This window comes from Lentzea fradiae, from assembly GCF_900100955.1.
GTDB classification, from domain to species: Bacteria; Actinomycetota; Actinomycetes; order Mycobacteriales; family Pseudonocardiaceae; genus Lentzea; species Lentzea fradiae.
Window position 1 is genome coordinate 23,011 of the sequence record NZ_FNCC01000006.1, and the last position, 24,843, is coordinate 47,853.

The 24,843-nt window shown below is 69.5% G+C and carries 19 protein-coding genes; 4 read left to right on the forward strand and 15 right to left on the reverse strand.

Going from position 1 to position 24,843, the window contains the following annotated elements; all coding sequences use genetic code 11:
- Positions 1-29: 29 nt before the first annotated feature.
- Entirely contained in the window at positions 30-1,295 is a 1,266-nt protein-coding gene (locus BLT23_RS14710; protein WP_090049550.1) for an MFS transporter, read from the forward strand.
- On the opposite strand, the gene BLT23_RS14715 is transcribed toward BLT23_RS14710, so the two are convergent.
- From BLT23_RS14715 to BLT23_RS14745, 7 genes are all read right to left on the reverse strand, one after another.
- On the reverse strand, positions 1,258-1,656 hold the full coding sequence (locus BLT23_RS14715; protein ID WP_090049552.1) for a VOC family protein: 399 nt from the start codon (positions 1,654-1,656) through the stop codon (positions 1,258-1,260). The genes BLT23_RS14710 and BLT23_RS14715 overlap by 38 nt on opposite strands.
- A gap of 10 nt (positions 1,657-1,666) precedes the next feature.
- Positions 1,667-2,794: a glutamate 5-kinase gene (gene proB / locus BLT23_RS14720; protein WP_176946750.1), complete on the reverse strand. Its 1,128-nt coding sequence runs from the start codon at positions 2,792-2,794 to the stop codon at positions 1,667-1,669.
- Between the two features lie 3 nt (positions 2,795-2,797).
- Entirely contained in the window at positions 2,798-4,258 is a 1,461-nt protein-coding gene (gene obgE / locus BLT23_RS14725; RefSeq protein ID WP_090049555.1) for a GTPase ObgE, read from the reverse strand.
- A 106-nt stretch (positions 4,259-4,364) separates the two neighbouring features.
- Positions 4,365-4,622 carry a 50S ribosomal protein L27 gene (gene rpmA / locus BLT23_RS14730; RefSeq protein ID WP_030468120.1) on the reverse strand — a complete coding sequence of 86 codons (258 nt, stop codon included), beginning with the start codon at positions 4,620-4,622 and terminating at the stop codon, positions 4,365-4,367.
- Positions 4,623-4,636: 14 nt separating this feature from the next.
- Positions 4,637-4,948, reverse strand: coding sequence for a 50S ribosomal protein L21 (rplU, locus tag BLT23_RS14735; protein WP_030468121.1), 312 nt, complete (start codon positions 4,946-4,948; stop codon positions 4,637-4,639).
- 241 nt (positions 4,949-5,189) lie between these two features.
- Positions 5,190-8,222, reverse strand: coding sequence for a translation initiation factor IF-2 N-terminal domain-containing protein (locus BLT23_RS14740; RefSeq protein WP_090049557.1), 3,033 nt, complete (start codon positions 8,220-8,222; stop codon positions 5,190-5,192).
- Between the two features lie 222 nt (positions 8,223-8,444).
- On the reverse strand, positions 8,445-9,170 hold the full coding sequence (locus tag BLT23_RS14745) for a TIGR03936 family radical SAM-associated protein (protein WP_090049558.1): 726 nt from the start codon (positions 9,168-9,170) through the stop codon (positions 8,445-8,447).
- A gap of 205 nt (positions 9,171-9,375) precedes the next feature.
- Here BLT23_RS14745 and BLT23_RS14750 point away from each other — a divergent pair, with 205 nt between their 5' ends.
- The gene (locus BLT23_RS14750) at positions 9,376-10,794 is read left to right on the forward strand and encodes a S8 family peptidase (RefSeq protein WP_245743963.1); all 1,419 of its coding nucleotides are present in this window, start codon (positions 9,376-9,378) and stop codon (positions 10,792-10,794) included.
- A gap of 32 nt (positions 10,795-10,826) precedes the next feature.
- Here the strand turns inward: BLT23_RS14750 and BLT23_RS14755 are convergent, their stop codons facing one another.
- Genes BLT23_RS14755 through BLT23_RS14770 form a run of 4 tightly spaced genes read right to left on the reverse strand, consistent with a single transcriptional unit; the run spans position 10,827 to position 15,381 of the window.
- On the reverse strand, positions 10,827-12,788 hold the full coding sequence (locus BLT23_RS14755) for a TIGR03960 family B12-binding radical SAM protein (RefSeq protein WP_090049560.1): 1,962 nt from the start codon (positions 12,786-12,788) through the stop codon (positions 10,827-10,829).
- Between the two features lie 58 nt (positions 12,789-12,846).
- Positions 12,847-13,692 carry an ABC transporter permease gene (locus BLT23_RS14760; RefSeq protein WP_090049561.1) on the reverse strand — a complete coding sequence of 282 codons (846 nt, stop codon included), beginning with the start codon at positions 13,690-13,692 and terminating at the stop codon, positions 12,847-12,849.
- Position 13,693: 1 nt separating this feature from the next.
- Positions 13,694-14,467, reverse strand: coding sequence for an ABC transporter permease (locus BLT23_RS14765; RefSeq protein WP_090049562.1), 774 nt, complete (start codon positions 14,465-14,467; stop codon positions 13,694-13,696).
- A complete protein-coding gene (locus BLT23_RS14770; RefSeq protein WP_245743964.1) occupies positions 14,467-15,381 on the reverse strand; it encodes an ABC transporter ATP-binding protein in 915 nt (304 codons plus the stop codon). The genes BLT23_RS14765 and BLT23_RS14770 overlap by 1 nt, the downstream gene beginning before the upstream one ends.
- 55 nt (positions 15,382-15,436) lie before the next feature.
- Between BLT23_RS14770 and BLT23_RS14775 the strand changes: the two genes are divergently transcribed.
- Positions 15,437-16,045, forward strand: coding sequence for a GNAT family N-acetyltransferase (locus BLT23_RS14775; RefSeq protein WP_090049565.1), 609 nt, complete (start codon positions 15,437-15,439; stop codon positions 16,043-16,045).
- A gap of 223 nt (positions 16,046-16,268) precedes the next feature.
- Here BLT23_RS14775 and ndk read toward each other — a convergent pair whose 3' ends face one another.
- Positions 16,269-16,679 carry a nucleoside-diphosphate kinase gene (gene ndk, locus BLT23_RS14780; RefSeq protein ID WP_090049567.1) on the reverse strand — a complete coding sequence of 137 codons (411 nt, stop codon included), beginning with the start codon at positions 16,677-16,679 and terminating at the stop codon, positions 16,269-16,271.
- 78 nt (positions 16,680-16,757) lie between these two features.
- Between ndk and BLT23_RS14785 the strand changes: the two genes are divergently transcribed.
- On the forward strand, positions 16,758-17,375 hold the full coding sequence (locus BLT23_RS14785; protein WP_245743965.1) for a hypothetical protein: 618 nt from the start codon (positions 16,758-16,760) through the stop codon (positions 17,373-17,375).
- Here the strand turns inward: BLT23_RS14785 and BLT23_RS14790 are convergent.
- From BLT23_RS14790 to pulA, 3 genes are read right to left on the reverse strand one after another with little or no spacing between them, the layout of a single operon-like run.
- Positions 17,372-18,814 (reverse strand): MFS transporter, encoded by a 1,443-nt coding sequence (locus BLT23_RS14790; RefSeq protein WP_090049570.1) that lies wholly within the window; start codon positions 18,812-18,814, stop codon positions 17,372-17,374. The two genes, BLT23_RS14785 and BLT23_RS14790, sit on opposite strands and share 4 nt — an antisense overlap.
- A 40-nt stretch (positions 18,815-18,854) precedes the next feature.
- Positions 18,855-19,337 (reverse strand): MarR family winged helix-turn-helix transcriptional regulator, encoded by a 483-nt coding sequence (locus tag BLT23_RS14795; RefSeq protein ID WP_218133752.1) that lies wholly within the window; start codon positions 19,335-19,337, stop codon positions 18,855-18,857.
- A 49-nt stretch (positions 19,338-19,386) separates the two neighbouring features.
- The gene (gene pulA, locus BLT23_RS14800) at positions 19,387-24,786 is read right to left on the reverse strand and encodes a pullulanase-type alpha-1,6-glucosidase (protein ID WP_090049572.1); all 5,400 of its coding nucleotides are present in this window, start codon (positions 24,784-24,786) and stop codon (positions 19,387-19,389) included.
- Positions 24,787-24,843: the final 57 nt, after the last annotated feature.

A 24,843-nucleotide genomic window follows, 5' to 3' on the forward strand; every position in this document is an offset into this window, starting at 1 on the left:
GCGGTCGCTTTCTGTGACAAGGTGACCACATGGCGGTTACTTCGGGAACGCATCGACTGCCCGTGCGCAAGCTCGTCGCCGCGTCCGCCGGCAACGCGGTCGAGTGGTACGACTGGGGCATCTACACGGCGTTCAGCATCTACTTCGCCACCCAGATCTTCCCCAGCGGCAACGAGACGGCCGCGCTGCTGAGCACGTTCGCCACCTTCGCGCTCGCGTTCTTCTTCCGCCCGCTCGGCGGCTACCTGCTCGGCCGGTTCGCCGACCTCAAGGGCAGGCGCACGGCGATGCTGCTCACGATCGCGCTGATGTCCGGCGGCTCCGTCGTGATCGGCCTGCTGCCGACGTTCGAGCAGGTCGGCTGGCTCTCGCCGGTGCTGCTCGTGCTCGCGCGCATCGCGCAGGGCATGGCGCTCGGCGGCGAGGTCTCGAACGCTTCCGCGTATCTCGGGGAGATCGCCGAGCCGAGCCACCGCGGGCGCTACTCGTCGTTCTTCTACATCTCGACGGGTGCGGCGGTGCTGGTGTCGTCGCTGCTCGGGTTCTTCCTGTCCCGCGGCCTCGACTCGGCCGCGATGGCCTCCTACGGCTGGCGCGTGCCGTTCCTGATCGGCGGTGTGCTCGGGCTGATCGGGTTGTGGCTGCGGCGGGCACTCCCGGAGACAGACCAGTTCGAAGAGAACCGCGCGAAGGCCGAGAAGCTGCGGAACCCGTTGCTGCTCACGCTGAAGGAACACCCGAAGGCCGTCGGCCAGCTCGTCGGCATCACGCTGCTCTCGACGCTGTGCTTCTACACGTTCTTCTCCGCGCTGACGCCGTTCGCCGTGAAGACGAAGGGCGCGGACGCCGTGGACGTGTTCCTGGCGTTGTCGATCGGGACCGTCGTGTTCATCGCGCTGCAGTACCCGCTGGGGTGGGCGGCCGACCGGTTCGGGCGCAAGCCGCAGATGCTGGTGTGGGCCGCGGCGATGGCGTTGCTGGTGGTGCCGCTGTCGTCGCTGGTCCGGCCGGGGCTGCTGAACCTGGTGATCGTCTTCTCGGTCGGGCTCGGCCTCTACACCGCGCTCACGTCGATCGCGCCCGCGATCATGAGCGAGCTGTTCCCGACCGAGCTGCGCGGGCTCGGCATCGGCGCCTGGTACAACCTGACCGTGGCGTTGTTCGGCGGCACGGCCCCGCTCGTCATCCAGGCCGTCGGCGGCACCGTGTTCTTCTGGTACGTCGCCGTGGCCGCGGTGATCACGTTCCTGGTGGTGCTCACGCTTCCGGAGACAAGGGGTGTTCGGTTGAGCTGAGGCAGAACTCGTTGCCCTCCGGGTCGGCCAGCACGAACCAGATGCCGTCCCGGCTCACCACCGACGCACCGAGGCCGACCAGCCGGGCCACCTCCGCCTCGACGTCATCGCACCACAGGTCGACGTGCACGCGGTTCTTCACCGTCTTCGGCTCGGGCACGCGGTTGAAGAAGAACCGCGGCGACCCGTCGAGCAGCACGGACGGGTCGTCCTCGGGGTCGTCGACGCCCAGCGCCCGCAGCCGGGCCAGCTCCACCTCGCCGTACGGCGCCAGCTCGTGGTCGTCCAGCGCCTGCGCCCAGAACCGGGCCAGCGCCGAGGGATGTGCGCAGTCGATCACGACGTCGTGCATCCTGGCCATGCCGGAGACACTAGCGATGCAAGGGCACCAGGTCATCCGCGTGCACGACCTCGCGACGCTGCTCCTCCGGCAGGTCGTGGGTCTTGCGGCCGATCAGCGACGGCAGCTCCGCCGAGTCGTAGCCGACGACGCCGCGGGCCACGACCTCGCCCGCGAGACTGAGCAGCTCCACGACGTCGCCCGCCTCGAAGTCGCCGTCGACACCGGTGATCCCGGCGGCCAGCAGCGAACGACGCCTGCCGACGACCGCGGCGACCGCGCCGTCGTCGAGGTGCAGACGGCCGTTGGCGTCGGTGGCGTAGCCGAGCCAGAAACGGCGGGCGGATAGACGGGAACCCGTGGGGGCGAACGCGGTGCCGACGTCGGCGGTGGTGAGAGCACGGGCCGCCTCGGTGGCGCCGGTGAGCAGCACCGGGATGCCTGCCGACGAGGCCAGACGGGCAGCGGCGAGCTTCGAGGCCATGCCGCCGGTGCCGAGTCCGGACGCGCCGGCGCTGCCCGCCTGCACACCGTCCACATCGGACGCCGACGCCACCTCGGAGATGCGCACGGCACCGGGCTTGCGCGGGTCGCCGGAGTACAGGGCGTCCACGTCGGACAGCAGGAACAGCGCGTCCGCGCCGATCAGGTGGGCCACCAGCGCGGCGAGGCGGTCGTTGTCACCGAAGCGGATCTCCTCGGTGGCCACGGTGTCGTTCTCGTTCACGACCGGCACCGTGCCGAGCGCCAGCAGCCTGTCGAACGTGCGCTGCGCGTTGCGGTAGTGGGAACGGCGCACCACGTCGTCCGCGGTCAGCAGGACCTGGCCGACGGTCAGCGAGTAGCGGCCGAACGAGTTCGCGTAGGCGTGCGCGAGCGTCAGCTGCCCGACGCTCGCGGCGGCCTGCTGCGTCGCGAGGTCTCGCGGGCGGCGGGAGATCCGCAGCGGCGCCAGGCCGGCAGCGATGGCACCCGAGGACACCAGCACCACCTGGCTGCCCGCCGCGGTCCTGGCGGCGAGGGCGTCGACCAGCGCGTCGAGACGCGCCGGGTCGAGGCCACCTTCCGCCGTTGTCAGAGACGAAGAACCGACCTTCACCACGATGCGGTGCGCGGAGGCGATAGCGGTTCTTGCCGGTGAGACCACGGGGGCCGTCACTTCTTACTCCTCGCTGAAGTCACCGTGGTCGTCGCCGTGGTCTCCGGGCGCGCGACGGGCCTTCCTGAGGGCCTTGCGCTCGGTGGCGCCGATGCGGTCGTTGCGCTCGAGACGGGCGTCCGTGCCCCGTCCGGTCATCGTCATCGCGATGCCGGCCGGGGTCGTCGGCTCCCAGTCGAACACGAGGTCGCCGATGGTGACCTGGCAGCCGGGAACGGCGCCCATCTTCACGAGCTTGTCCTCGACGCCCAGCCTGTTCAGGCGGTCCGCGAGGTAACCGACGGCTTCGTCGTTGGAGAAGTCGGTCTGGCGGATCCAGCGCTCGGGGCGGTCGCCCCGCACGATGAACCCACCCTCGACCGAGGGGTCCTCGGTCACGGTGTAGCCCTCGTCGTCCACGGCGGTCGGCCGCAGGACGATCCGGGTCGATTCCTTCTTCGGCTGGGCCTCGCGGTACTCCCGCACGATGTCGGCCAGCGCGAACGACAGCTCGCGCAGACCCTTGCGGGACACCGTCGACACCTCGAAGACCGGCAGGCCGCGGGCCTCGATCTCCGGGCGGACGATGTCGGCGAGGTCCTGCGCGTCCGGGATGTCCACCTTGTTCAGGATCACCACGCGCGGCCGGTCGGCGAAGTTCCCGCCCATCGACGGCGTGTACTCGGCGAGCTCCTTCTCGAGCGCGTCGATGTCCGCCAGCGGGTCGCGGCCCGGCTCGTACGTCGCGCAGTCGACGACGTGCGCGAGCACGGCCGTGCGCTCGATGTGGCGCAGGAACTCCAGGCCGAGGCCCTTGCCCTGCGACGCGCCGGGGATGAGGCCGGGGACGTCGGCCATCGTGAAGATGGTCTCGCCCGCGGTGATCACGCCGAGGTTCGGCATCAGGGTGGTGAACGGGTAGTCGGCGATCTTCGGCTTGGCCGCGGACAGCACCGAGATCAGCGAAGACTTGCCGGCCGACGGGAACCCGAGCAGGCCGACGTCCGCGACGGACTTGAGCTCCAGCACCAGGTCACGGGTCTCGCCCGGCTCACCGAGCAGCGCGAAACCGGGGGCCTTGCGGGCCTTGGACGCCAGCGAGGCGTTGCCCAGGCCACCACGGCCACCCGCGGCGGCGATGAGCGTGGTGCCCTCACCGACGAGGTCCGCGACGACCTCGCCGTCCTCGGTCAGCACGACGGTGCCGTCCGGGACGCGCAGGACCAGGTCCTCGCCGTTGGCTCCGTCACGGTTCGCGCCCGCGCCCGCCTTGCCGTTGGTGGCGGAGGCGTGCGGGCGGAAGTGGAAGTCGAGCAGGGTGTGTACCTGCGAGTCGACGACGAGGACGACGTTGCCGCCGCTGCCCCCGTTGCCGCCGTCCGGGCCGCCGAGCGGCTTGAACTTCTCGCGGTGCACTGAAGCACAACCGTTGCCCCCGTTGCCGGCGGCAGCGTGGATCACCACCCGGTCTACGAAGCGGGCCACGGAACTACTTCCCTTCAAAGTCTTGAACAAAGCGACGAGGGGCGAGCCGGCTGACCGGTCCCGCCCCTCGTCGAGGTGTCTCACTGTCGTTGCGGAGCGGTCTTCCTCAGACCGCGACCGGAACGATGTTGACGGTCTTGCGACCACGCTTCATGCCGAACTCCACCGCACCGGGCAGAAGGGCGAACAGCGTGTCGTCCTTGCCGATGCCGACGCCGACGCCGGGGTGGAACTTGGTGCCGCGCTGGCGGATCAGGATCTCGCCGGCCTTGACGACCTGACCACCGAACCGCTTCACACCCAGGTACTGGGGGTTGGAGTCACGGCCGTTGCGGGAACTGGACGCACCCTTTTTGTGTGCCATGAGAAGTCAGGTCCTCACTTACCGGTGATGCCGGTGACCTCGACGCGGGTCAGCTTCTGACGGTGACCCTGTCGCTTGTGGTAGCCGGTCTTGTTCTTGAACTTGTGGATGCGGATCTTCGGGCCCTTGGTGTGCTCGACGACCTTGCCGGTCACCGAGAACTTCTCCAGAGCCGCAGCGTCGGCGGTGACGTCAGTGCCGTCGACCACGAGCAGCGTCTGGAGGGAGATTTCGGTGCCCGGCTCGCCCTCGAGCTTCTCGACCTCGACGATGTCGCCGACAGCGACCTTGTACTGCTTGCCGCCGGTCTTGACGATCGCGTACATCAGGACGGAAGTCTCCTGCTACTCGATGGTGACGGGCCGTGCGCCAACCCGTCTGCGAGAAACCAGCAGAGGGGGCATACGACAGGACCCGTCGGATGGCGGGCCGTCGTCAAGGTTACGGGAGTGGGTACTTCCGGAGCAAACCGGGGTGCCCGGATCGGGTTTCCGCAGGCTGTGCGGTCCCTCACAACGCGAAACCGGGGCCGCCCGCAGGCGACCCCGGTCCCGTGTTCTCCGCGTGTCAGTCCTCCTGGACCGGCGGTCCCGCGGGCCGCGACACGGCGCGGCGCCTGCGGGTGGTGGTGACCACCGGCGGGGGCAGCTGGACCTCCGGCTGCTTCGGCACCTCGACGACCACCGGAGCGGGCGCCTCGACGGCCACCGGGGCACCGGCGGCACGCTTGGCCGCACGACGCCTCGGACGGGCCGCGGGAGCCTCCACAGGAGCCGCGGGGGCCTGCGCCACGGGTTCGGGCGCGGCGACCGGCTGCGGGGCCTCCACGGGCTCCTGACCGGCCTCGGGCTTGGGCTGCTGGGCACCGATGCGACCCGTCACGGCGGGCTGCTGCGCGCCGATCCTGCCGGTCACCGCGGGCTGCTGCGCGCCGATCCGGCCCGTCACGGCCGGCTGCTGGGCACCGATGCGACCGGTCACGACCGGCTGCTCGGGTTCCGGCGCGACCGGCTCGACGAGCTCCTCCACCGACTCCTCGACGACCGGGTCGGTCTCGATCGGCTCCGGGTCCTCGGCGACCTCGTGCGGCACGTGGCCGTTGAGCACCTGCTCCTCGGCGACGACCGCGTCGACGACGGCCTGCTGCTCCTTGTCGCGGCCACGACGGCGGCGACGGCGACGGCCGTGGCCCTCGTGCTCCTGGTCGGCCGCGACGACGTCCTCGGAGACGTCCTCCGGCTCGCCCCGCTCGACGACCTCGGGCTCGGCCGGTGCCGCGGGGGCCTCGACGGCGGCCTCGACGACCTCGGTCGTCTCGGTCGTCTCGGGCGCCTGGTCGCCGCCCTTGTTGCGGCGGGACTTGCGGCCACCGCCCTGCTGCGGCTGCTGCTGGCCGCCACCGTTGCCACCGCCGTGCGAGTGCACCGGCTCGGTGGACACGACCACGCCGCGACCGCGGCAGTGCTCACACGTCTGGCTGAACGCCTCGAGCAGGCCAGTGCCGACCCGCTTGCGGGTCATCTGCACGAGGCCGAGCGAGGTGACCTCGGCGACCTGGTGACGCGTGCGGTCGCGGCCCAGGCACTCGGTCAGGCGGCGCAGCACCAGGTCGCGGTTCGACTCGAGCACCATGTCGATGAAGTCGATGACGATGATGCCGCCGATGTCGCGCAGCCGGAGCTGGCGGACGATCTCCTCCGCCGACTCCAGGTTGTTGCGGGTGACGGTCTCCTCGAGGTTGCCGCCCGACCCGGTGAACTTGCCGGTGTTGACGTCGATGACCGTCATCGCCTCGGTGCGGTCGATGATCAGGTAGCCGCCGGAGGGCAGCCAGACCTTGCGGTCGAGCGCCTTCATCAGCTGCTCGTCGATGCGGTACTCGACGAACGCGTCGTTGTTGCCGACGTGCTTCTTCAGGCGGTCCTGCAGGTCCGGCGCCACGTGGCGGACGTAGCCGTCGATGACGTCCCACGCCTCGTCGCCTTGGACGACGAGCTGGGCGAAGTCCTCGGTGAACAGGTCGCGGACGACCTTCACCAGCAGGTCCGGCTCCTCGTAGAGCAGCGTCGGGGCCTTGGTGGAGGTGCTCTCGGACTTCTCCTTGATGACCTTCCACTGCGCCTGCAGGCGGGTGACGTCGCGCGCCAGCTCCTCCTCGGAGATGCCCTCCGAGGCGGTGCGGATGATCACGCCGGCGTCCTCGGGGACGACCCTCTTCAGGATGTCCTTGAGGCGCTTGCGCTCGTTGTCCGGCAGCTTGCGGCTGATGCCGGTGGCACCGCCGCCCGGCACGTAGACCAGGAAGCGGCCGGGGAGGCTGATCTGGGTGGTGAGGCGGGCGCCCTTGTGGCCGACCGGGTCCTTGGTGACCTGCACCAGCACCGAGTCGCCGCTGGACAGCGCCTGCTCGATCTTGCGGGACTTGCCCTCGAGACCGGCGGCGTCCCAGTCGACCTCACCGGCGTAGAGCACGGCGTTGCGGCCGCGGCCGATGTCGATGAACGCGGCCTCCATGCTCGGCAGCACGTTCTGCACGCGGCCGAGGTACACGTTGCCGACGATCGAGCCGCTGCCCGACGACGTGACGAAGTGCTCGACCAGCACGCCGTCTTCCAGCACGCCGATCTGGGTGCGGTCGCCGCGCTCGCGGACGACCATCGTGCGGGCCACGGCCTCGCGACGGGCCAGGAACTCGGCCTCGGTGAGCACCGGGGCACGGCGGCGACCGGCCTCACGGCCGTCGCGGCGGCGCTGGCGCTTGGCCTCCAGGCGCGTCGAGCCGCGGATGCTGCGCACCTCGCTCTGCGCGGCCTCGGAGTCGGCCTTGTCGTCGCGCGCGTCGCGGACGTGCACGACCGTGTTCGGCGGGTCGTCCTCGGACGAGACCTCCTCGTCCGCGCCGGTCTTGCGGCGACGGCGGCGGCGACGGCGGCGGGTCGAGCCCTCCTCGCCCTCGTCCTCGGTCTCGTCGGCGGCCTCGGACTCCTGCGCGGCCTCGGCGTCCTCCGCCGGGGTCTCGTCGGTCTCCTCGGTGCCCGCCTCGGCGTCGGTGCCCTTGCCGCGGCCACGGCCACGACGGCCGCGGCGGCGGCGACGGCGGCCGTCGCCCTCGTCGTCACCCTCGGCCTCGGCGGCGTCGAGCTCGTCGGCCGCGATCTCACCGACGGACTTCTCGTCCTCCGCCGGCTCCTCCTCGGCCTCGACGACGAACGGCGACGCGGCCGCCTTCGGGCGCTCGATCGGCTGCGGCGGCATGAAGACCGCGGTCGGCGGCGCGAAGACCGGTGCGAGCGCCGGGGCCTCGAACGCCGGCACGGCCGGCGGCTCGAAGTCCTCGGTGACCTCACCGGTCACGACGTCGTCCCAGTCCACGAGGGTCTCGGCGACCTTCAGGGCGACGTCGCGGCTCACGCTCGACTGCGCGCTGCGGGCGACCTCACCGAGGTCGGCCAGCGCCGTCATCACGTCCTTGCTGCTGACGTCCAGCAGCTTCGCCAGTGCGTGGACCCGCAGCTTCTCGGGCAGGTCCGCGAGTTCAGGGCGTGCGGAAACCACACCCTGCCCGCCGGTTCCACCGGCAGGCTGTTCCGTGTTCGACATGCAGCTCCTCCACCCCCGGGCGCGTCCCGTGAGGACGCGGCCGCGCAGGGGCCTCTCTTGTCTCTCTCCACCGCTGCTCGCGGCGGGAATCCTTGCCTCGCGCGCAGTGGCGTGGCGCCTCGGCGGGCGCACGCTTGCGCAGGTCCCACGACGACGCCGCTGTCAGCGTCGCTCCTCCTGTTTGCGACGAGGCCAGAACCAATCAGACACCGTCTGCGCTCGTCAGGACTCCTTGTCCTGCTGGAGCGGGTCCACCAGCCTGCCTTCGTCGTCGAGCCGTCCCTGCGCCATCCGGGTTGCTCTCGCAGGTACCGGCGGCACGAGATCGGCGACGACACGAAGCGCATTCAGCACGTCGTCGGGTCGGACGGTAGGCGTTACCTGCCGCACGACCGTCATGAGTATCCCACACGGTTGTGACAATGCGGGCTCATCGTGTCCGGCATCGCTCGAACGTGGTTCGACCAGCGCCGACACGATGGCGGGCCGCACGTCGATCACCTTCTTGCCGTCCTTGGTGAGCCGTTCGACCTCCACCTCGCCGGCGGCCAGCAGCGCGGCCACCGCCTCGGCCAGCGCATCGGGCTCGACGCCGTCGAGCTCGATCCGCCACTCACTCGCGTCGATCCGCTCCGTGAGGTTGCCCCCGCGGGCCTGCACGACGTCGACGACGTCGATGCCGGGCGGCAGCGCCTCGTCGAGCGCCGCCTTCAGCGCCTCGGGGTCGACCCGTTCGACGACGGAGACCTCGACGTACTCGGCCTCGCTCGCGACACCGGTCGGCGCGGCCCCCACCCACGACACCTTCGGGTGAGGGCTGAAGCCCTGGGAGTACGCCATGGGTACGCCTGCCCTGCGCAGCGCTCGTTCGAACGTACGAGCGATGTCGCGGTGCGAGGTGAAGCGCAGCCTCCCCCGCTTGGTGTAGCGGAGTCGCAGTTTCTGCACGGCGGCGGCAGACGGGTTGTTGGGCTGGTGGCGGCTCAGTGGTGCTCCCAGGAGTGGTTCCGACGGGTGAGCGGTCCCATCGGCGCAGGCTGTTCGTCCGGTAGGACGGTACCGTGAACTCGATTCGGAGCGTTCGGCTTGTCTAGATCGTTGTGCGTGGTTACGGTCCGGCTGACTGGACGCCCCGCCGAACTGGAGGTCCCCGGTGCCTCTGCTCCACCGCGCCAGAGCGGCGGCGATGACCGTGCTGCTCGCGGCAGGGTGCCTGGCGGTGCCGCTGCCCGTCGCCGCGGAGCCGAACGCGCCCGGTTGCATCCAGCCCGGTCCGCTGCTGCGCTACCTCGTGGTGTTCTCGCAGTTCACGACCGCTGAGGCGGCGGACGCGGAGATCACGCGGGCGTGCGGGACGCCCACCGTCTACTACCCCGAGATCGGGGTCGCGGTGGCCACCTCCCCCGACCCCGGCTTCCTGAAGGCGATCGGCCCGCAGCGCGCGTACAGCGCCCAGGCGGAGAGCGTCGCCAAGCGCTCGCCGAAGCGGAAGAAGGACGACACCGAGCTCTTCCGGGCGTCCGGGCAGCGCTCGGGCGAACAATGGGACATGGATCTCATCAACGCCCCGGCGGCGCACGAGATCACCACCGGTTCCCGGTCGGTCGTCGTGGGCGTCCTGGACTCCGGTGTCGACGCCCGCCACCCCGACCTGGCCGACGCGCTCGACCCCGAGCTGTCCGCCGGTTGCCTGACCGGCAGGCCCGACACCTCGCCGGGCGCGTGGACCCCGACGACCTCCGCCCACGGCACGCACGTCGCGGGCACCATCGCCGCCGCTGACGACGGCCGCGGCATCACGGGCGTCGCGCCCGGTGTGCGCATCGCGTCCGTGAAGGTCGTCGACGACGAGGGGTTCATCTACCCCGAGTACGCGGTGTGCGGGTTCATGTGGGCCGCCGCGCAGGGCATGACCATCACGAACAACAGCTACTTCGTCGACCCGTACCTGTTCACGTGCCAGAGCGCGCCCGGTCAGCGGGTCGTCTACGAGGCCGTGCGCCGCGCCGTCGACTACGCGACCTCACGCAACGTGCTGCACGTCGCCGCCGCCGGCAACAACGCCGCGGACCTGTCCCGTCCCGGCCGCGACTCGGTCTCGCCGACGAACGGCGACGCGCAGACGCGTCCGGTCGACCCGACGTGCGTCGTGCTGCCCGCGCAGCTCAAGAACGTGGTCGGCGTGTCGGCCGTGGAGGCGACGAAGACCAAGGCCGGGTACAGCTCGTACGGCCTCGGTGCGATCGACGTGACGGCGCCTGGCGGCAGCACGCGGACGCCCGGCGGATGTGTGCTCTCGACCGTGCCGTCCGGCTACGACTACTCGTGCGGCACGTCGATGGCGGCGCCGCACGCGTCCGGAGTGGCGGCGCTCATCGCGTCCGTGCACCCCGAGGCTGACGCGCTGTCGCTGGGACGCATGTTGAACGCGCAGGCCGACACGCTCGCGTGTCCTGCCGACTACGACCTCAACGGCACGGGCGTGCAGGACGCGTTCTGCACCGGCTACTCGGAGTACAACTCCTTCTACGGCCACGGCCTCGTGGACGCGCTGGCCGCCGTGAAGAAGTAAGGGGCCCGCTTTCGCGGGCCCCTCCTCCACCTCTACGGCGTGAGCGCCGGGTTCTTCACCGGCGAGCCGACGCCGACCGGTGTGATCGGCAGCAGCTTGCGGCCCGTCGGCCCGACCTCGATGTCCGTGCCCATCGCCGGGCACACACCGCAGTCGAAGCACGGGGTCCAGCGGCAGTCGTCCTGCTCGCGCTCGTCGAGCGCGTCCTGCCAGTCGGCCCAGAGCCATTCCTTGTCGAGGCCCGAGTCGAGGTGGTCCCAGGGCAGGACCTCCAGCTCCTCGCGCTCGCGGGTGGTGAACCAGGCGAGGTCGACGCCGAGCGGCTCCAGCTGCTCGGCGGCCTTGGCGGTCCACCGCTCGTAGCTGAAGTGCTCGCTCCAGCCGTCGAACCGGCCACCGTCGCGCCACACCGCCTCGATGACCTTGCCGACGCGGCGGTCACCGCGGCTGAGCAGGCCCTCGATGAGGCTCGGCTTGCCGTCGTGGTAGCGCATGCCGATGTTGCGGCCGAGGCTGCGGTCGGAGTTGACGGCCTCGCGGAGCTTGCGCAGCCGGTCGTCGACGGTCTCCGGGTCGCACTGCGGGGCCCACTGGAACGGCGTGTGCGGCTTGGGCACGAACCCGCCGATCGAGATGGTGCAGCGGACGTCGTTGCGGCCACTGGCCTGACGGCCTGCGCGGATGACGTTCTTCGCCATCTCCGCGATCTGCAGGACGTCCTCGTCCTCCTCCGTCGGCAGGCCGCACATGAAGTACAGCTTCACCTGCCGCCAGCCGTTGGAGAACGCCGCCGACACCGTCCTGATGAGGTCTTCCTCGGACACCATCTTGTTGATGACGCGGCGCATCCGCTCGCTGCCGCCCTCGGGGGCGAACGTGAGGCCGGAACGCCTGCCGTTGCGGGACAGCTCGTTGGCCAGATCGATGTTGAACGCGTCCACGCGGGTGCTCGGCAGGCTCAGGCCCGTGTTGGTGCCCTCGTAGCGGTCGGCGAGGCCCTTGGTGATCTCGGCGATCTCGCTGTGGTCGGCGCTCGACAGGCTGAGCAGGCCGACCTCCTCGAAACCGGTCGCCTCCAGACCCTTCTGGACCATGGCGCCGATGCCCTCGATGGACCGCTCGCGCACCGGCCGGGTGATCATGCCCGCCTGGCAGAAGCGGCAGCCGCGCGTGCAGCCGCGGAAGATCTCGACGCTCATCCGCTCGTGGACGCTCTCGGCGAGCGGCACGAGGGGCTGCTTCGGGTACGGCCACGCGTCGAGGTCCATCGTGGTCCGCTTGAACACGCGGTACGGCACGCGGTCCCGGTTCGGCACGACGCGCTGGATGCGGCCGTCCGGCAGGTACTCCACGTCGTAGAAGCGCGGGACGTACACGCCACCGGTCTCAGCCAGCCTGGTCAGCACCTCGTCGCGGCCACCGGGACGGCCCTCGGCCTTCCAGCTCTTGACGATCTCGGTGATCTCCAGGACGGCTTCCTCGCCGTCGCCGAGCACCGCCGCGTCGACGAAGTCCGCGATCGGCTCCGGGTTGAACGCGGCGTGACCACCGGCGACCACGATCGGGTCGTCCTCGGTGCGGTCGGCGGCGTGCAGCGGGATGCCGGCGAGGTCCAGCGCCGTCAGCATGTTCGTGTAGCCCAGCTCCGTGGCGAAGCTGATGCCCATCAGGTCGAACGCCTTCACCGGGCGGTGCCCGTCCACCGTGAACTGCGGGACCTCGTGCTCACGCATGAGCTTCTCGAGGTCCGGCCACACGGCGTACGTGCGCTCGGCGAGCACGTCCGGCAGCTCGTTGAGGATCTCGTAGAGGATCATGACGCCCTGGTTGGGCAGGCCGACCTCGTACGCGTCGGGGTACATCAAAGCCCAGCGCACGGAGGCCGCGTCCCAGTCCTTGACGGTGGCGTTGAGCTCCCCGCCGACGTACTGCACCGGCTTGGAGATCCGCGGCAGCAGGGGCTCCAACCTGGGGAAAACAGACTCGGCACTCACACGACCAGAGTAACGGCCTCTCCGCGCGCCGCCGAACCGCGTGCCGGAACCACCCCGTTCAGTCCAGCAGCAGCTTGCCCAGCCTGCGTGCCGCCACCACCGTGCCGGCCGCCGCCATCACCGCGAAGTAGGCGAGGTGGCCGAGCATGCCCCAGCCGACGACGCCGAGCGTGAGCCCGCGCATCACCTCGACGGCGTGGTAGAGCGGCGTCCACGTGACCACGGTCTGCAGCCAGCCCGGGTAGACCGACAGCGGGTAGAACGTGGTCGAGAACAGGAACAGCGGCAGCACCGCGAGCTGCACCAGGTCGAAGTCCAGCCACGACCGCATGAACGTCGTGGCCGCCATGCCCACCGCCGCGAACGCGAACGCGACCAGCAGCGCCGCGGGCAGCGCGAGCAACGCCCACGGCGAGGCGATGAGGCCCATCCCGAGCATGACGCCTAGGAACCCCGCCGAGTAGAGCCCGCCGCGCAGCAAGGCCCACGAGATCTCGCCGATCGCGATGTCCATCGGCCCCATCGGGGTCGTGAGCATCGCGTCGTAGAGCTTCGCGTACTTGAACTTGAAGAACACGTTGAACGTCGCGTCGTACACGGCCCCGTTCATCGCGCTGGCAGCCAGCAGCGCGGGCGCGACGAACGCCACGTAGCTGACCGGCCGCCCGTCCGGCCCGGCCACCGACGAGACCATCTGCCCGAAGCCCAGCCCGAGCGACCACAGGAACAGCAACGGCTCGACCGCCCCGCCGACCAGCACGAACCACGCGCGCCGGTGCACGACGGCGGACCGTTCGACCAGCATGCTCGCGCGCCGCCCGTACAGCCCCGGCGGCAGCACGCGCCACAGCAGCCCCACGCTCGCCGGCTTCGCCTGACCGGCGCGGTCGATGGTCTGCGTCATGTCACACCGCCAGCCTTCGGTGGAAGAACTTCACGCCGAGCACGACACCCACGACGACCAGCACCCCCAGGTACGCGATGTGCCCCAACGCCGGTAAGAGGTCCAGCGTGCCGAACGTCGCTCCGCGAGCGAGCTCGATGCCGTGCCATGCCGGTGTGAGCCACACCAGCGGCAACAACCAGTCCGGCAGCTGGCTGACCGGGAAGAACGCGCCGGTGAACAACGTCATCGGCATCAGCACGAACCGGAAGATGTTCGTGAACGCGTCCGGTTTCTCCAGCGTCGCGCTGTACGCCATCAACGGCGCGCTGAACGCGAGCCCCGCCAGCGCCGCGAGCGGGATGGCCAGCAGGATCCCCGGCCCGGCGGCCGCCCCGAGCAACGCCGCGACACCCACGAACACCACGGCCCGCAGCGTCAGCTGCGTGCCGACCCACATCACCTGCGAGTAGAGCACCTGCGCGGGCGTGATCGGCGTGGACACCATCGCGATGAACGACTTCTGCCACATGAACTGCGCCATGATCGGGTACGTCGACTCGAACGTGGCCCCTTGCACCGCCGTGACCACGACCAGCGCGGGCGCGAGGTACTGCAGGTACGGCACGCCGCCGATCAGCTCCGTCGACCGCACCTGCGACCCGAACCCGACCCCGAGCGCGAGCAGGAACAACACCGGCGTGAGAAAGCTCGACACGGCCGTGGCGCGCCAGTTGCGCCGATACCACGCCCAGCTCCTCTCGAACCCGAACCAGGAGGCCCTCAACGTCTCCATCAGTCCACCAACGTCCGTCCGGTGAGCCGCAGGAACACGTCCTCCAGCGAACTGCGCCGCACCAGGCTCTGCACCGGCTGCACCCCGTGCTCGTGCACCTTGGCGAGCGCCTGCTCCCCGTCCCCCGTGTAGAGCAGCAACCGGTCCGGCAACACCTCGACCCGCTCGGCGAACCGGCCGAGATCCGGCTTCTCCGCGCCAGGCGGGAACCGCAGCTCCAGCACCTCCCGCGTGGAGTACCGCCCGATCAGCTCACCGGGCGACCCCTCAGCCGCGATCCGCCCGCCGTCCATGACCACGAGCCGGTCGCACAGCTGCTCGGCCTCGTCCATGTAGTGCGTCGTGATGATCAACGTGACGCCGTCCTGCTTCAACCGGAACAGCCTGTCCCACAACAGATGCCGCGCCTGCGGGTCCAACCCCGTCGTAGGCTCGTCGAGCAGCAACAGCTCGGGTTCGTTGACCAACGACCGCGCGATCGTCAGCCGCCTCTTCATCCCTCCCGACAACGGCTCGACCTCGTGCTCCGCCCTGTCGGCGAGCTGCGCGAACTCCAGCAGCTCCTCGGCCTTCTCCCGGCACCGAGCCCGCGACATCCCGAAGTACCGCCCGTAGATCTGCAGGTTCTGCCGGACCGTCAACTCCGTGTCGAGGTTGTCGAGCTGCGGCACCACCCCGAGCCGAGCCCGAATCCGCGGCCCGTCGACCTCCGGGTCCATCCCCAGCACGCGCAGCTCCCCGCCGGTCCGCCCGGACACGCACGAGATCATCCGCATGGTCGACGACTTCCCGGCCCCGTTGGGCCCGAGGAACCCGAACGCCTCCCCGCGCCGTACCTCGACATCGATCCCGCGCACGGCCTCGAACGTCCCGAAGTGCTTGGTCAGAGCCTTGGCCTCGACGAGGTTCTCCACCCACCCGACGGTAGCCAAGGGGTCCGACAATTCTCGACGCAATTACGATCGCCCCATGCCGGAGATCGCCCTCCGCTGGCTGACCACCGCCAGCGGCCAGCACCGACTCGAGATCCACGAAGTCGTCCACGACGTGGTGGCAGCGGGCGGCGCAGTCGGCTACCACTCCCCACCCACGTACGACCGAATCTCGGCCTGGCTGGACGACATCCTCGACCAGACCCGAACCGGCAAAGCCGCCTTCGCCACCGCCGTCGTGGACGGCACGATCCGCGCCATCGGCCTGTGGCGCCAAGGCAGCACCGCCGTCTTCCAGCACCGCGTGGAACTTCAACAGATCATGGCCCACCCATCAGCCCGCGGCCTCGGCCTGGGACAACGGGTAGTCCGAGCCCTGGTGGACAACGCGCGCGCAGCAGGCTTCGAACTAGCGATGCTGGGCGTACGAGGCAACAACCACGGCGCGATAGAACTGTACGAACGCACCGGCTTCCGCGAATGCGGCCGAATGCCCAACGCGATCGCCGTGGGCAACGACCGCTGGGACGACGTGTGGATGTACCTGCCACTCGGCTATCCGGAAGGGACTGTCCTCAACGGATCAACCCCGGGCGGCCCGGGCTCAAGCCCCCGCAGGACACCCACACGCGAAGGCGAGCAGTAACCCCCACCAACCACCTACAGGCCGCCGCCCTTCCGGTGGCTGATCGGGCCCAGCCACCACACGTCCGGCCCGCACCGCACAAAAAGGGGGGACGCATGCTCACGCAGGCGTCCCCCCGCCACCAGGACCCCTGCGACTCAACCTGCCCAAAGGGTCCGACAAGATCAGCGAACGAACTCAAGAGGGCCGAAACCCACCAACACCAAAAGCCGTCAACCGCGGATCAGAGGTTCGGGAACCAGATCTTGATCTCGCGCTCCGCCGACTCCACCGAGTCCGACCCGTGCACCAGGTTGTACTGGACCTCGGTCCCGAAGTCCCCGCGGATGGTCCCCGGAGTGGCCTTCTCGACGGGGTCGGTCCCACCGGCGAGCTGGCGGAAGGCGGCAACCGCCCGCACGCCCTCCACCACGAGCGCGACCAGCGGCCCGCCGGTGATGAACGAGACCAGGTCGCCGTAGAACGGCTTGCCGTCGTGCTCGGCGTAGTGCTGCTCGGCGGTGGCACGGTCGGCGGTGCGGAGCTCGACGGCGGCGAGCTTGAGGCCCTTGCGCTCGATGCGGGCGATCACCTCGCCGACGAGACCACGGGCAACGCCATCGGGCTTGACGAGAACAAGGGTGCGCTCGGACACGACGGTACGACTCCTCGAAGAACAGGTACGGGATGTCCCGACAGGGTAGCGAACGCCTCACCTGCCATAGTGCGCAGCGTGAGTGCGAAGCACACCGGGTCCGCGTTGACGGGCGTTGCCGTCCTGTTCGTTCTGCTGAGGCTGCTGGCGGTCTCGAACTATGAATGGCACACAGCGTTCGCTCTGCTGCACACGCTCGAACTGGACGACGCGCCCGGGTTGTTCCTCGGCACGTTCATGGCGGACGACAGGATCAGCACGGTTCTGCTGATGGTCGTCACGCCTGCGGTGTTCTTCTACTTCTTCCGCACCAGGAAGGATCCGGAGCGCCCGCACGCGTTGCCGCTTCTCGCGTTGATCGTGCTGGGGGCGCTGATGGTGTCGCACATCCTCAGCTACCACCGCTGGTGGATCGCGCCAGGCGCTGTGGTGATCGGTGTGGTGATGGTGCTGGCCATCCGCAACGCCCGGTGGCTGCTCAAGTGGTTCGCCTGGCTGCTGGCCGGGACGGCGTTGACGGTCGCGGCGATCGTCAGCACGCCTTGGGTGCCCAAAGAACGCATCAACGACAAGGACGAGGTCTACGTCTTCGAGACCAGTCCCGGCTTCCTGAAGGTCCTCAAGGCACAGGACCGCGAGTTCGCGATCCTGCGCACCGACGAAGTCCTGAAGCGTGAGGAACTGGCCGACCACTAGTGCACGAGCACGGGCTGGGCCTCGCGGTCGACGGCGACCTGACGCAGGACGAAGACCGCCAGGCCGAGTGCCACCGTGACGAGTGCCGCGGAGATCCAGAACGCCAGGTGGAAGCCCGCGGTCAGGGCTTCCGGCCTGGCCACGCCCGCCGCCAGCAGCGATGACGTGCGGCTTGTCGAGGTGGTCGCGAGCACGGCCAGGCCGAGTGCGCCGCCCACCTGAGCGGTCGTGTTGACCAGGCCGGACGCGATGCCCTCCTCGCCGTGCGCCGCGCCGGACATCGCGAGTGTCATCAGTGCAGGGAACGACAGGCCGAGACCGATGCCGACGGGCGCCACCGCGGGCAGGACGTGCTCCACGTACGAGCCGTCGACCGGTACCTGCGTGAACAGGACCATGCCGGTGAGCAGGAACAGCAGGCCGACGATCAGCATCGTGCGTTCGCCGAAGCGGGCGTTCAGGCGGGCGGACAGCGATACGGAGAACACCGCGATCGCGCCTGCCACCGGCATGAACGCCAGGCCGATCTGCAGGGGCGTGTACTGCAGCACGAGCTGCATGTAGAGGGTGCCGAGGAAGAACAGGCCGAACATGCCCGCGACCATCGCCATCTGCACCAGGTTCGCGCCGGCCACGTTCCTGGACCGGAACACCCGCAACGGCAGCAGCGGTTTCGCGGCGGTCCGCTGCCTCACCACGAACGCGGCCAGCAGCGCCACCGCGACGGCACCCAGGACGAGCGTGTGGGCCGAGCCGAAGCCGTACTGCTCGGCCTTGACGATGGTGTAGACGCCGAGCATCACCGCGGCGACGACCAGCGAGGCACCCAGGACGTCCGCGCCTTCACGCAGTCCCAGTCCTGCGGAGTCCGGCACGAGGCGCAGGGCGGCGATGGCGGCAACGATGCCGATCGGGATGTTCACGAAGAAGATCCAGTGCCACGACATGGCGTCGGTGAGCACGCCGCCGAGCAGCAGGCCGAGGGACGCGCCGGCCGCCGCGACGAAGCTGAAGACGCCGATGGCGCGTCGTTGCTCGTTCTTCTCCGGGAACATCGTCACGACCATGCCCAGCGTCACGGACGTGGCCAGCGCACCGCCCGCACCCTGCACGAACCGCGCGACGATCAACATCTCGGCGCTGACGGACAGGCCGCAGAGCAGCGACGCGACCGTGAAGACGCCCAGTCCGAGCAGGAACACCTTCCGGTGCCCGATCAGGTCGCCCAGGCGTCCGGCGAGCAGCAGCAGGCCGCCGTAGGCGATCAGGTACGCGTTCACGACCCAGGCCAGGCCCGCCTGACCGAACCTGAGGTCCTCCTCGATCGCGGGCAGCGCGACGTTCACGATCGTCTGGTCCAGCACGATCATCAACATCCCCGCGCACAGCACGATCAGCGCGAGCCAGCGCGCGTCGATCCTCGATCCCCCTGAAGTCATGAGAGGGACCGTAGCAGATAGTTTTGTACGGGACTATTTTCTAGCTGACGGCTTGCCGCAGGGCCCGCTTGCGCGGCGGCTTCTCGCACTGCACCGGAGTGCTCAACCGGCCCTCCACCAACCTGGTCAGGCCGCCGACCATGCCCTCACGCTCGTCGTCCGGCAGCGAGCCCAGCACGCTCTCGACGACGTCCGCATAGACGCCATCGGCTTTCTTCGAGATCTCGCGTCCCGTCTCCGTCACCGCCACAACGCGCGCACGGCGGTCCGTCGGCGACAGCTTCCGCTCAGCGTGACCAGCGGCTTCGAGCGCGTCGAGCGTCACGACCATGGTCGTCTTGTCGATGCCGACGAGGTCGGCGATCTCGGTCTGCGTGAGCTCCGCGTCCAGAGCGGCGGACAACACGCAGCGGGCTCGCGGAGTCAGGCCGATCTCCGCGAGCCTCGCCGTCAGTTCCGTCTCCAGCGCGTGCGCCGTCCGATGCAGCAGCATCATCAGGTCAATGCACCCCGTCGCACCCATGAGGCGACGATACCAAACTGTTCGTGAACGAAACTGTTTGTGAGCGGAACTATCGCTCCAGCACGACGACCGAGCGTGCCGCTCCGGCCTTCTTCTCCTTCGTCAGCGGCTTCCAGTCGCCCGCGGGCAGCGTGACGGCCTGGTCGGTCGGGTACGGGTTGATCACCACGACCAGACCACGCCGCGAGCGGTCCACGTCCGGCCCCACGGTGTCGTCCACGTGCATGACGATCACACCGGGCTGAGCCGCCGGGAACGACACCTTCTGCTGCACCAGGTCCGCGTTCCCGAGCGAGAACAACGGCGACGACTGACGGATGCGCAGCAGCTCCAGCGTCGCGTCCAGCGACGCCTTCATGTTCGCGGACGACGGCTTCGCCAAGCCCAGCAACGGTTTCGCGTACGGCCACTTCGACTCGTTGTCAGCCGCGGGAGGAAGCCCTCGGCCGAACCCGTTGTCGCGCAACGACGGGTCGTAGAGGTTGAACCAGTCACCGGAGTCGTAGCTGTTGCGGTCCAACGACTTCGAGCGCAGGAACTCCGTGCCCGCGTGCACGAACGGCTGGCCCTGTCCCAGCAGCGCCGGGGCCAGCGAGACCGTCTGCATCTTCACCCGGTCCGCAGCGGAGGTCTCCGGCTTCAGCTTGTAGGTCAAGGCGTCGAACAACGTCTCGTTGTCGTGCGCGTCGACGTACGTGATCGCCTCCAGAGGCTGACCGGTGTACCCGGCCGCGGAACCGTTGTAGTTCACGTCCCGGCCGGAGACCATCGGCCCGGCCGTCGACTGGAACTGGTACGACGCCATGTTTCCCGCCATGCCGAGCTTCACGAGATCGCTGTAGTTCTCCAGCCGCGCGGCCACGTCGCCGTTGGCGGGTGAGGAGTTCACGTCACCGGCGAGGCCGGAGCCGATGCCCTGCACGCGCGGGTCGTCGTCGAACGGGCCGCCGCCGCGCACCGCGTCGCGGAGCCGGTCGCTGAACGTGCCGACGCCCGTGCCCGCCATGTTCGCCTGGGTGGCCTGCTCGAACCGGGCGTTGCCCGTGACCTCGCCGAAGTCCCAGCCCTCGCCGTAGATGCCGATCTTGCGTCCGTCGACGCCGTCCTTGGCCACGGTCAGCGCGTCCAGGGCGGCGCGCACCGCGAGGATGTTCGCCTTAGGGTGGTGGCCCATCAGGTCGAACCGGAACCCGTCGACCTTGTACGTGCGGGCCCAGCGCACCACCGAGTCCACGACGAGCTTGCCCATCATGGCGTTCTCGGTGGCGGTGTTGGCGCAGCAGGTCGAGTTCTCGACCGAACCGTCGAGGCTGAGCCGCTGGTAGTAGCCGGGCACGACCTTGTCCAGCACGGACGTCGCCGCGTCGCCGGACGCCGCCGTGTGGTTGTAGACCACGTCCACGACCACGCGGTTGCCGTTGTCGTGCAGCGACTTCACCATCTCGCGGTACTGCTTCGAGCGCGCCCAGCCGTTCTGCGCGTCCGCCGTGGCGTACGAGCCCTCGGGCACGTCGTAGTGGAACGGGTCGTAACCCCAGTTGAAACCGTCACGCCCGGCCACCGCGCCGACGCACGCCTGCTGGCGGTCGGAGTCGGCGGGCAGCGAAGCCAGGTCGCAGTCCGGGGTGGCCTGCTCGGAGCGCTTCTCGGGGATCGTCGCGATGTCGAACGTCGGCAGCAGGTGCACGGTGTCCATGCCCGCCTCGGCCAGCGTCTTCAGGTGCTTCATGCCGACGGAGTCGCGGTGCGTGAACGCCTTGTACGTGCCGCGCTCGGCCGCGGGGACGGACTGGTCGTTGATCGAGAAGTCCCGCACGTGCAGCTCGGTGATGGCGCCGCCGATGCCCTTCGCGACGTCCTTCGGCCACCCGGACGGCATCGTGCGGCCGTCGTTCAGGTCCGCGAGCTGCGAGTGCGTCGAGTTCACCGAGAGCGCGACGGAGTACGGGTCGGTGACCACGACCGTGCGCTCCCAGTTGGTGACCTCGAACTGGTAGTACTGGTCCTTCCAGTTGCCCGTGCCCGACCACGAGCCGGACGCGTCGTCGCGCTTGAGCTGCACGACCTTCTTCGGCTGGCCGGACGGCTGGTCGAACAGCCGCAGCTTCACGTTCTTCGCCGTCGGCGCCCACAACCGGACCGTCGCGCGGTCACGGTCGAACGTCGGCCCGAACGCGAGCTTCGTCGCCGCGGCGGCGTACCGGTCATCGAGCACACCGGCGATCTGCACGCTCGTGCGGTGCCGGATCGCACCGCCCGCGTCGACGTGCACGGCGGAAAGCTTGTCCCGCAACGCTTCGTCCACGAACCCGCGCACCGCGAACACCGGCAGCCCGCGCAGGTGCGGGAACTTCGCCGGCACCTCCTCGGTCGTCGGCGACAGCCGCAGCACGCGGGAGCCGTACTCCAGGCGGTAGCCGTCGGACTGCACGGACGGCACGTCCCACACGACCCGGTCCCGGGAGATCCAGATCGCCTTGGCCTTGGTCAGGTCGTCGTCGGCGGCCGGTCCGGCGTTCGGCGGCAGCAGGTAGGTCTCGTCCCCCTGCAGCTGCCAGACCTCGTTGCCCTTCTGGCCCAGGTCGAGGAACTGGTCGGGGCCGGGGTCCTTGGTGTCGCCGCGGTGGACGATGTAGCTCAGGCCCGCCGCGCCGTCCGCGAGCGGCACCGACCAGTAGACGCCGAACTGGTCCTGCCCGTCCGGCACCCGCGACTGGTTCCAGCCCGGCGACGGCTCCGCGGACCCGGTCCAGTGGTACATCGTCCAGTCGGTGTAGTCGCCGTCCGGGCGGTGGTAATGGATCACCGCGCGGTTCTCGGCGGCGGCCTTCGTGGCGTGCACCTTGCCGTTCGCGACCCACGCGTGACCGCCGGTGAACTTGCCGGACGCCTCCACGGTCGTGTCGCGCACGACGGAGAAGTCAGTAGTCGGCGGAAGTTCGGCGACACCGTTGGTGAACGGCACGTCCTCGCGTCCGGCGACACGCACAGCAGCGCCCGTGGCGTCGCCGACGTAATGCACGACGGCCTTGCCCGTGGCCGCCTGTTCGGACGGGTGCACGGTCACATCGCCCTGCTTCAGCCACACCTCGGGGGTCACGCTCGGGTCGATGAACCGGTCGACCGACGTGTCCTTCTCATCGCCCTTGTGCGCGATGAGGCCCACGGACTTGGCGCCAGGCTTCAGCTTCACCCACGCGAAGCGCCCGTAGGCGTCCTCGCCCGCGAACGGGACCGGCGTGTTCCACTCGGTCGGCGTCTCGACGTCACCCCAGACGTGCAGGCCCCAGCCGTCGTAGTTGTCGCGCGCGTAGTGCACGACCAGCCAGTCCGGGTTCTTCGTACCGGGGTCCGGAGCAGGCGGCGCGGCCACGAGCGACACGAACGCGCCGTCCGCGCCGATCTCCCCGGACTTCGCGACCACCCGCAGTTCGACGCGCTTGCCGGCAGCCGCACCCGGAAGTGCCGACAGGTCGGCGAAGACGCGGTACGGCGCCGAGTCGTCGGTGCCGAGCACGGTCCAGTCCTTCTTGCCCTCGACGCGAGCGGCGAACGTGGCCGCCGCGTTGGGCGCGCCGATGCCGTCCGCACGGATCTCGACGCGTTCGTCCAGCACCGTTCCGGCAGCGGGCGGGACCAGCACAGGTGCGGGCTTGGACTTCGCGACGTCGCTGGTTCCCTTGAGCACCACCGTGGAAAGCGCAGGCACGGTCACCGTGACGCGGCCGTTCTGGACCTGCGCGTTCTCGAAGCCGCGGGAGCTGACGGGAACCGTCACCGTCGCGGGCGAGGTGCCCGAGTTGGCGACGACGAGGTGCTCACGGCCGAGGATGCGGCTGAACGCGAACACGTCGCCGTCCGCGTAGCGGAGGACCTGGTTGCCGTCACGCCACACCGGGTCCTTGTCGACCTGCGCCGCCAACGCCTTGAGCTGCTGGTACAGCGGATGCGAGGTGTTGTAGTTGTCCTGCGCGCCGGTGCGGTCGGAGCCGATCAGCTTCTCCGCCATGTACTCCGGCGTCTTCGACGCGAACATGTCCTGCCGCGCCAGCTTGTCGCCGCCAGTGCCCGCGAAGCCCTGCTCGTCGCCGTAGTAGACGACCGGGTTGCCGCGCCACAGGTACATCAGCTGGTTGCCGAGCTTGAGCCGCTGAAGCAGTTCGTCGTCGGAGATGCCGGGCCGTTCGTTGCGGATCATCCACGCGATGCGGCCCATGTCGTGGTTGCCGAGGAACGTGGGCAGCGACGAGGCGTTGGAGTCGGCGTCGATGTAGCGGTCGTCGTCGAGGAGCACCTCACCGAGCCGCTGCGAACCCTTGCCGGACAGGAAGCTGAGGGCGCCGCTCTGGAACGGGAAGTCCAGCGTCGCCTGCATCTTGCCGTCGGTCGTGTACTTCGAGGTGTTCGCGGCCGAGGAGTCGAAGACCTCGCCGAACACGAAGAAGTCCTTCTTGCCCTTGCGGTTCGCGTACTGCTTCACGTGCGGCGCCAGGGCCTGCCAGAACTCCAGGTTGACGTGCTTGACGGTGTCGACGCGGTAGCCGTCGATGTCGAGCGTGTCGATCCAGCTGGTGAAGATGTCCTTCATGCCGTTGACCACGCGCGGGTGCTCGGTCATGAGGTCGTCGAGACCGGAGAAGTCACCCTGCTCGCTCGACTCACCGGAGAACGTCGAGTCACCGCGGTTGTGGTAGAGCGTGGAGTCGTTGAGCCACAACGGGAACTTCGTCGGAACGTCCTTCACCGGCGTGTACGGGAAGGACTTGGCGGCGTCGAGCTTCGGGAAGTCCTTGCGGCCCGCGTACTCGGCGAGGTCGAACGGCTTGCCGTCCGCGTCCAGGTACGGCTGCGCACCGGTGCTGACGTACTGCGTGCTGCCCTCGGCGTACTTGATCACGTCGGCGGTGTGGTTCGCGACGATGTCGAAGAAGACCTTGATGCCGCGGCGGTGCGCGTCCTTGATCAGGTCGCGCATCTCCTGCGTGGTGCCGAAGTGCGGGTCGAGCTTGGTGAAGTCGACCGTCCAGTAACCGTGGTAGCCGGCGCTGTCCCCCTGCACCCAGCGGTTGAGGAACATCGGCGTCATCCAGATCGCCGTGATGCCCATGCCGTCGAGGTAGTCGAGCTTCTGGCGCAGGCCCTTGAGGTCGCCGCCGTGGTAGAAGCCCTTGTCGGCGGGGTCGAAGCCGTGCTCGGCGCTGGTGGAGCGGCCCCGGTCGTTGCCCTTGTCGCCGTTGGCGAACCGGTCGGGCATCACGAAGTAGAAGCGCTCACCCCGCAGGTCGTCCCGCTTGGGCGGCAACGCGAGCTTCGCGTCCCCGTCGCGCACCCCCGGCGCTATGTCCACCACCTCGCCGACCGCCAGGCGTTGCGGTGGAGCGGCAACGGCCTGGACCGGTGTGAGGGGTAGTAGAACCAATGCAGCGAGCGCGGCGACGACCCGACGCATCGCGACCTCCTTGTCGCAACTTCTTGCAGGGTTGCTGCACGAAACCACGACAAACAG